The sequence below is a fragment of the Micromonospora sp. NBS 11-29 genome, from assembly GCF_002140155.1.
Taxonomy (GTDB): Bacteria; Actinomycetota; Actinomycetes; order Mycobacteriales; family Micromonosporaceae; genus Micromonospora.
In genome coordinates this window covers 287497-287699 of the sequence record NZ_NAPR01000004.1, presented here as the reverse complement: position 1 = coordinate 287699, position 203 = coordinate 287497, and the positions used below count along the sequence as shown (strand labels likewise).

Here is a 203-nt window from a genome sequence, read left to right as displayed (position 1 = left end):
AGGTGACCCGGGTGGCCCGCGAGGTCGGCACCGAGGGCAAGCTGGGCGGTCAGGCGCAGGTGCGCGGCGTGGCCGGCACCTGGCGTGACCTGACCGACAACGTGAACTCGATGGCGTCGAACCTGACCGCCCAGGTGCGGAACATCGCCCAGGTGTCGACCGCGGTGGCGAAGGGCGACCTGTCGCAGAAGATCACCGTGGAC

Annotated in this window: 1 protein-coding gene; it reads left to right on the top strand. The window is 70.4% G+C overall.

The window, feature by feature from the left end; all coding sequences use genetic code 11:
- On the top strand, positions 1-203 hold a 203-nt coding region (locus B1205_RS30935), incomplete at both ends, for a hypothetical protein (RefSeq protein ID WP_254909731.1).